This window comes from Hydrogenophaga sp. 70-12 (assembly GCF_001897365.1).
Classification (GTDB): Bacteria; Pseudomonadota; Gammaproteobacteria; order Burkholderiales; family Burkholderiaceae_C; genus Hydrogenophaga; species Hydrogenophaga borbori.
The window spans coordinates 1-7,210 of sequence record NZ_MKSS01000331.1; the positions used below are offsets into that span (position 1 = coordinate 1).

Below are 7,210 nucleotides of genomic sequence, written 5' to 3' on the forward strand. Positions count from 1 at the left end.
GCCACGGTGCTGTGCGAAGGCCGTGTGGTGGCGACCTACGCCAAGCGCGAGCTGCCCAATTACCAGGTCTTCGACGAGCGCCGCTACTTCGTGCCCGGTCACACCCCCTGCGTGTTCGACGTGCCCGGCACCGACGGCCAGCCGGTGCGCGTGGGCCTGCTCATTTGCGAGGACGCCTGGTTCGAGGCGCCGGCCGCCGACGCGCGCGCCGCGGGCGCCGAGCTGCTGGCGGTGATCAACGCCTCGCCCTTCCATGCCGGCAAGGGCGGTGAACGCGAGGCCACCATGCGCGAACGCGTGCGCGCCACCGGCCTGCCGCTGGTCTACGCCCACCTGGTGGGCGGGCAGGACGAGATCGTGTTCGAGGGCCGCAGCTTCGTGCTCGACGCGGCGGGCGATCTCGCCGGGCGCGCGCGCAGCTTCGAGGAAGCCGAGTTCGACGCCCGCTTCGAGCGCGCGGGGCAGGGCGCCTGGCGCATCCACGCCGCCATCGATCGCGAACACAGCGCCGAGGCCGACCTGTGGCACGCCCTGGTGCTCGGCGTGCGCGACTACGTCGGCAAGAACGGATTTCCCGGCGCCATCCTGGGCCTGTCGGGTGGCATCGATTCGGCCCTGGTGCTGGCCATCGCCGTCGACGCGCTGGGCAGGGACAAGGTGCGCACGGTGATGATGCCCTCGCCCTACACGGCCGACATTTCCTGGATCGACGCGCGCGACATGGCCGCGCGCCTGGGCGTGCGCTACGACGAGATCGCCATCGCGCCCGAGTTCGAAGCCTTCAAGGCCTCGCTTGCGCCGCTGTTCGAGGGCCGCGCCGAGGACACCACCGAAGAGAACCTGCAGGCGCGCATCCGAGGCACGCTGCTCATGGCGCTGTCCAACAAGTTCGGCAGCATCGTGCTGACCACCGGCAACAAGAGCGAGATGGCCACGGGCTACTGCACGCTGTACGGCGACATGGCCGGCGGCTTTGCGGTCATCAAGGACGTGGCCAAGACCACGGTTTTCAAGCTCGCGCGCTGGCGCAACGCGCACGACCCTTACGGCACCGGCGGCAACCCCATCCCCGAGCGCATCATCACGCGCCCGCCCAGCGCCGAACTGCGCCCCGACCAGACGGACCAGGACAGCCTGCCCGAGTACGCCGTGCTCGATGCCATCATCGAGCGCTACATGGAGAACGACCAGAGTCCGCAGACCCTGGTGGCCGCGGGCTTCGCGCGCGCGGACGTCGAGAAGGTGGTGCGGCTGATCCGCATCAACGAGTACAAGCGCCGCCAGGCGCCCGTGGGCATCCGCGTGACGCACCGCAGCTTTGGCAAGGACTGGCGCTACCCGATCACGAGCAAGTACCGGGCGTGAGCCGTCCGCCTGGGGCCCTTCAGGCGGCCGACAGGTGCAGCACGGCCCGCATCTCGCCCACCTCCGCGCCGGCCGCGTTTTGCATCGGCGGCGGCAGCAGCCGGGCCAGCTCCTCGCGGTCGATGCCGTCGTCGATCCAGCCCAGCTGTTCCAGGGCGGCCACCAGCGCCACCATCAGCGGCGTGAGTTGACCGTCGCCGCATTTGGCCGCGATGGCGATGCCGCGACGGAAACTGGCCAGTGCCTGCACACCGTCGGCGCCCACCTTGCTCACCCAGTCGCCCCGGCCCGCGCGCATGAGGAACAGGTCGTTGCGGCCCCGGCCGCTCACCAGGTGGGGGTGCCGGCTCATGGCTCGCGCGATGCGCTGCGGCGCCTGGCCGTACACGGGGTCGGGCTCGGGCGAGGCGAGCCGCGCGAAGGCCTGTGCCAGCGAACGCAGCGGCAGGGCGAAGTTCGGCGCGCTGCAACCGTCGAGGCCGCGCACCAGAGCGGCCTCGGGCAGGCCCGACCAGTGGCTCACGCAGCGCGCGATCTCGCGTTGTGCGGGGTGGTCGGGTGCCAGGTAGCCCGCCAGAGGGGCCCCCAAAGCCTCGGCCAGCAGCAGCATGCCCGCGTGCTTGCCCGAGCAGTTGTGGTGCAGCGGGCCGTAGCGCTCGCCGGTCGGCGGCGTCAGGCCGTTGAAGCGGAACACATACGGCTCGTGCGCGCCGCAGGCCAGGGCCGATTCGTCGGCACCGATGCGCGCGAGCAGCGCGGCCACGCGGGCCACGTGTTCCGGCTCGCCGTTGTGACTGGCACACAGCAAGGCGATGTCGGCCTCGTCCAGCGCCAGCCGCTCGGCCGAGCGCGCGATCAGTGGCATGGCCTGGAACGGCTTGAGCGAAGAGCGCGTGAACACCGGTGTGTCCACGTCGCCCGCCTTCGCGAGCACCCGACCCGCACGATCGACCACCGCGAACGAGCCGTGGTGCACGTTCTCCGGGTGACCACCGCGGCAGCTCACGGTGATGGGGACGTGACGGGGCCAGTGAGGGGGCATGGCGTGGGGCGGTATGGGGGCGGCAGTATGGCACGCGAGGGTGTCGGGGACAGCGAAAGATCCATTTCCGACGACGGCCTTCGGCTGGCCGGGCCTGCGGGGCCGGTCGATGACGTGAGCGTGATACATTTTTCGGCACGTTCCGTCATCCATAAGGGCCCCGCTCATGAAACAGATCACCGCCGTCATCAAGCCGTTCAAGCTCGAGGAGGTGCGCGAAGCGCTGGCCGAACAAGGCGTGACCGGCTTGACGGTGACGGAGGTCAAGGGCTTCGGGCGGCAGAAGGGACACACCGAGCTGTACCGCGGCGCCGAATACGTGGTGGACTTTCTGCCGAAGGTGAAGGTCGAGGTCGTCGTGAAGGACGAAGACGTGGATCGCTGCGTCGATGCCATCGTGCGCGCCGCGCGCACCGGCAAGATTGGCGACGGCAAGATCTTCGTCACCTCTGTCGAACGCGTGGTGCGCATCCGCACCGGCGAAGAAGACGAAACCGCGGTCTGAGCGCCCGCGCGCCCTCCCGCACAGGTTCAGGCGCTCAGATTTCGTCCAGACGAGGCTGTGGCGCCGTGCCCGCGGCCTCGATGAGCGCCGGCAGCAGGCGCTCGATGTCCGCGTCCACGCGGATCAGGTCCATCTGCCAGTCGTTCATGAACTGCGCCTGCACGGCGGTGCGCAGGAAGGCCATCAGGCCCTCGTAGTAGCCGCCGACGTTGAGCAGGCCCACGGGCTTGTCGTGGTAGCCCAGCTGGCGCCAGGTCCAGACTTCAAAGAACTCCTCGAAGGTACCGATGCCGCCGGGCAGGGCCAGGAAGGCGTGCGCGTGCTCGGCCATGAGGCGTTTGCGCTCGTGCATGGTGTCCACCACGTGCAGTTCGGTACAGCCGTTGTGGGCCCATTCCTTTTCCACCAAGGCCTTGGGAATGATGCCCACTACGCGGCCGCCGGCCTTGAGCGTGCTGTCGGCGACCACGCCCATCAGGCCGTTGCGGCCACCGCCATAGACGAGCTGGCCACCGTGGCGGCCGATCCATTCGCCCACCTGGCGGGCGGCGTCCAGGAACGCGGGACTCCCCCCCGGCCTCGAACCGCAGTACACACAAAGGGAAAAACTCGGGGCGCTCACAGCAGATCCTTCGCGTGCACCCACAACGCCGCCAGCCAGGTGCCACCGCACAGCAGCAGGCTCAGCAGCACGGCGGCGCTGCCCATGTCCTTGGCACGCTTGGACAGCGCGTGCCATTCGGGCCCGATGCGGTCGATGGCCGTCTCGATGCCGGTGTTGAGCAACTCGACCACCATCACCAGCACCACGGTACCGATCAGCAGCGCCACCTCGACCCATCCCTCTCCCACCCAGAAAGCCAGCGGCACCAGCAGGAAGGCGGCGATGGCCTCCTGGCGAAAGGCGGCTTCGCCCCAACCGGCGCGCAGCCCGGCCAGGGAGTAAAACATCGCGTGCCACACGCGGCTGATGCCGCGCCGGCGCTTCTGCGGGTTCACTTCGGGGGCGTTCACGGGCGGCGCGCTTTCTTCGGTTTCTTCGGTTGGGGGGGCGGCGCGTGGTGCACGAGCCGGGTGCCGGCCAGCGCGTCGTGCAGGAACTGGCGCTGCGCGTGCAGGCGCGAGAGCAGCGCATAGACCAGCACCCAGCCGATCAGCAGCACGGCGGCCTCGCCGCCCTGGGCACCGAGCACCCAGCTCAGCGCCAGTGGCGGCAGCAGCCACAGCCACGAGAACACGTAGCGCACCAGGGCGCGGGCCTGGCCAATCGGCCGGCCTGCGGTGTCCACCACGCGGATGTGCCAAGTCTTCTGCGCCAGGGTCTGCCCCTTGTGCCAGAACCAGGTGAAGTAGATGCCGAAGACCACGAACAGGAAGCCCTGCAGGGCGTGGCGGCCTTCCAGTGCGTGGCGCTGTTGGGTGAGGGCGGAGAACAGGTAGCCGGCGATGAAGACCACACCGAACATGAGCATGCCTTCGTACAGCCAGCAGGCCATGCGGCGGCGCAGCGAAGGGGCGGTGAGGTCGGGGCGGTCGGGGCGGTCGGCGGCGCCGGAAGCGGGGGCGTCGGGGGTCATGGGGACTCTGGGAGAAGGGCGGAATTGTCGCATTCCGGCCCGGGCCGACAAAAAAGCCCTGGCCGGCTTTTGCTGCAGTGCCATAATCTCGGGCTTCCGTCTTCACAAGGCAAACGGATCAGGGTCCGGCGGCAGATCGTTCCGCCCATGGCCACTGGTCTCAAGTCCCGAAGCCGCCCCACAAGGGTGGGCCAAGGGGCACCCAAGGTTTTTCGTCAGAGAAATTCTCGAAAGGTTGATCATGGACATCACCAAGGCCGAACTGGCCTCGGCGGCCGCCGCTTCCACATCCGGCCAGCCCCCCCTCGAACTCCGCGGCGCGGAAATCCTCGTCAAGGCCCTGCAGGCCGAAGGCGTGAAGTACGTCTGGGGCTACCCCGGCGGTGCCGTGCTGCACATCTACGACGCCTTCTACAAGCAGGACAGCATCCAGCACGTGCTGGTGCGCCACGAGCAGGCCGCCGTGCACGCCGCCGACGGCTACGCGCGCGCCACGGGCGACGTGGGTGTGGCCCTGGTCACCTCCGGTCCCGGCGTGACCAACGCCGTCACCGGCATCGCCACGGCCTACATGGACAGCATCCCGATGGTGATCCTCACCGGGCAGGTGCCGTCGGCGGCCATCGGCCTGGACGCCTTCCAGGAATGCGACACGGTCGGCATCACGCGCCCCATCGTCAAGCACAACTTCCTGGTGAAGGACGTGCGCCACATGGCCGAGGTGATGAAGAAGGCGTTCCACATCGCGCGCTCGGGCCGACCCGGCCCCGTGGTCGTGGACATCCCGAAGGACGTGTCCTTCAACAAGACCACCTGGACCGGGTACCCCGAGTCCGTGGCCATGCGCTCCTACAACCCGGTGCGCAAGGGCCATGGTGGCCAGATTCGCAAGGCCTTGCAGCTGTTGCTGAGCGCCAAGCGTCCCTACATCTACACCGGTGGCGGCGTGCTGCTGGGCAATGCCACGCAGGAATTGCGCACGCTGGTCGACATGCTCGGCTACCCGGTGACGAACACGCTCATGGGCCTGGGCGCCTACCCCGCGTCGGACCGCAAGTTCCTCGGCATGCTGGGCATGCACGGCACCATCGAAGCCAACAACGCCATGCAGAACTGCGACGTGCTGCTGGCCGTGGGCGCGCGTTTCGACGACCGCGTGATCGGTAACCCCAAGCACTTCGCGCAGAACGAGCGCAAGATCATCCACATCGACATCGACCCGTCGAGCATCTCCAAGCGCGTCAAGGTCGATGTGCCCATTGTCGGCGACGTGAAGGACGTGCTCACCGAGCTGATCCACATGGTGCGCGAGACGCCTCAGCGCGCGGACGAGAAGGCGCTGGCGGATTGGTGGAAGACGATCGAGGGGTGGCGCTCGCGCGATTGCCTCAAGTACGACCGCCACAACACGGACGTCATCAAGCCCCAGATGGTCATCGAGACCCTGTGGAACATGACCAAGGACACGGAGACGTACATCACCTCCGACGTCGGCCAGCACCAGATGTGGGCGGCGCAGTTCTATCGCTTCGATCAGCCACGCCGCTGGATCAACTCGGGTGGCCTGGGCACCATGGGCGTGGGCATTCCCTACGCCATGGGCATCAAGCTCGCGAAGCCCGAGTCCGAGGTGTTCTGCATCACCGGCGAAGGTTCGGTGCAGATGTGCATCCAGGAGCTGTCCACCTGCCTGCAATACAACACGCCGATCAAGGTGGTCTCGCTCAACAACCGCTACCTGGGCATGGTGCGTCAGTGGCAGGAGATCGAGTACTCGGGCCGCTACAGCCACAGCTACATGGACGCGCTGCCCAACTTCGTGAAGCTGGCCGAGGCTTATGGCCACGTGGGCATGCTGATCGAGCGCCCGCAGGACGTGGAGCCGGCGCTGCGCGAGGCGCGCAAGCTCAAGGACCGCACGGTCTTCATGGACTTCCGCACCGACCCGACCGAGAACGTGTTCCCCATGGTCCAGGCCGGCAAGGGCATCACCGAGATGCTGCTGGGTTCGGAAGACCTCTGATCCACCCCCCGCGGACCGGCCGCGAGGCCGGTCCATCCCCAAGTCGAATCTATTGACCGTCGAGCCCGTGCATTACCGTGCACGGGGGAGGGCGGCAAAAAGAGGAAGCTGCATATGAAGCACATCATTGCCGTGCTGCTCGAGAACGAGCCCGGCGCACTCTCCCGCGTGGTGGGCCTGTTCTCGGCCCGTGGCTACAACATCGAATCGCTCACCGTGGCGCCGACGGAGGACCCGAGCCTCTCGCGCATGACGATCCAGACCACCGGGTCGGACGACGTCATCGAGCAGATCACCAAGCACCTGAACCGCCTCATCGAGGTGGTCAAGGTCGTCGACCTCACCGAAGGCGCCTACACCGAGCGCGAGCTCATGATGGTGAAGGTGCGCGCGGTGGGCAAGGAACGCGAGGAGATGAAGCGCATGGCCGACATCTTCCGCGGCCGCATCATCGACGTGACCGACAAGAGCTACACCATCGAACTCACCGGCGACCAGGGCAAGAACGACGCCTTCCTGGAAGCCATCGACCGCGGCGCCATCCTGGAGACGGTGCGCACCGGTGCCAGCGGCATCGGCCGCGGCGAGAGAATCCTGCGCGTCTGATCACCCCTTCCATTCCAACGGAGCAACCATGAAAGTTTTCTACGACAAGGACTGCGATCTGTCCCTCATCAAGGGCAAGACGGTCGCGATCA

The 7,210-nt window shown here is 67.7% G+C and carries 8 protein-coding genes; 4 read left to right on the forward strand and 4 right to left on the reverse strand.

What is annotated here, in order from left to right; all coding sequences use genetic code 11:
* The coding region (locus tag BGO22_RS17240) for an NAD+ synthase (RefSeq protein ID WP_286851929.1) at positions 1 to 1,365 on the forward strand (1,365 nt) is incomplete at its 5' end.
* A gap of 19 nt (positions 1,366 to 1,384) precedes the next feature.
* On the opposite strand, the gene BGO22_RS17245 is transcribed toward BGO22_RS17240, so the two are convergent.
* The gene (locus tag BGO22_RS17245) at positions 1,385 to 2,407 is read right to left on the reverse strand and encodes an asparaginase (protein WP_070397731.1); all 1,023 of its coding nucleotides are present in this window, start codon (positions 2,405 to 2,407) and stop codon (positions 1,385 to 1,387) included.
* A 166-nt stretch (positions 2,408 to 2,573) separates the two neighbouring features.
* On the opposite strand from BGO22_RS17245, the gene BGO22_RS17250 reads away from it, so the two are divergent.
* Positions 2,574 to 2,912 (forward strand): P-II family nitrogen regulator, encoded by a 339-nt coding sequence (locus BGO22_RS17250; protein ID WP_070397732.1) that lies wholly within the window; start codon positions 2,574 to 2,576, stop codon positions 2,910 to 2,912.
* A gap of 34 nt (positions 2,913 to 2,946) precedes the next feature.
* Here BGO22_RS17250 and BGO22_RS17255 read toward each other — a convergent pair whose 3' ends face one another.
* The 3 genes from BGO22_RS17255 to BGO22_RS17265 are packed head-to-tail and all read right to left on the reverse strand — an operon-like array spanning position 2,947 to position 4,489.
* The gene (locus BGO22_RS17255; protein WP_070397733.1) at positions 2,947 to 3,534 is read right to left on the reverse strand and encodes an LOG family protein; all 588 of its coding nucleotides are present in this window, start codon (positions 3,532 to 3,534) and stop codon (positions 2,947 to 2,949) included.
* Positions 3,531 to 3,926, reverse strand: coding sequence for a diacylglycerol kinase (locus BGO22_RS17260; protein ID WP_070397734.1), 396 nt, complete (start codon positions 3,924 to 3,926; stop codon positions 3,531 to 3,533). Before BGO22_RS17260 ends, BGO22_RS17255 begins: the two co-directional genes overlap by 4 nt.
* The gene (locus BGO22_RS17265) at positions 3,923 to 4,489 is read right to left on the reverse strand and encodes an RDD family protein (protein ID WP_070397735.1); all 567 of its coding nucleotides are present in this window, start codon (positions 4,487 to 4,489) and stop codon (positions 3,923 to 3,925) included. Before BGO22_RS17265 ends, BGO22_RS17260 begins: the two co-directional genes overlap by 4 nt.
* Positions 4,490 to 4,730: 241 nt before the next feature.
* On the opposite strand from BGO22_RS17265, the gene BGO22_RS17270 reads away from it, so the two are divergent.
* Together BGO22_RS17270 and ilvN are read left to right on the forward strand one after the other, a co-directional pair.
* Positions 4,731 to 6,512, forward strand: coding sequence for an acetolactate synthase 3 catalytic subunit (locus BGO22_RS17270; protein WP_070397736.1), 1,782 nt, complete (start codon positions 4,731 to 4,733; stop codon positions 6,510 to 6,512).
* Between the two features lie 114 nt (positions 6,513 to 6,626).
* Entirely contained in the window at positions 6,627 to 7,118 is a 492-nt protein-coding gene (ilvN, locus tag BGO22_RS17275; RefSeq protein WP_009518995.1) for an acetolactate synthase small subunit, read from the forward strand.
* Positions 7,119 to 7,210 lie beyond the last annotated feature (92 nt).

Coding starts and splice junctions, on each gene's coding strand:
- BGO22_RS17245 (WP_070397731.1), bottom strand. CDS start 2,407: ATGCCCCCTCACTGGCCCCGTCACGTCCCCATCACCGTGAGCTGCCGC.
- BGO22_RS17250 (WP_070397732.1), top strand. CDS start 2,574: ATGAAACAGATCACCGCCGTCATCAAGCCGTTCAAGCTCGAGGAGGTG.
- BGO22_RS17265 (WP_070397735.1), bottom strand. CDS start 4,489: ATGACCCCCGACGCCCCCGCTTCCGGCGCCGCCGACCGCCCCGACCGC.
- BGO22_RS17270 (WP_070397736.1), top strand. CDS start 4,731: ATGGACATCACCAAGGCCGAACTGGCCTCGGCGGCCGCCGCTTCCACA.
- ilvN (WP_009518995.1), top strand. CDS start 6,627: ATGAAGCACATCATTGCCGTGCTGCTCGAGAACGAGCCCGGCGCACTC.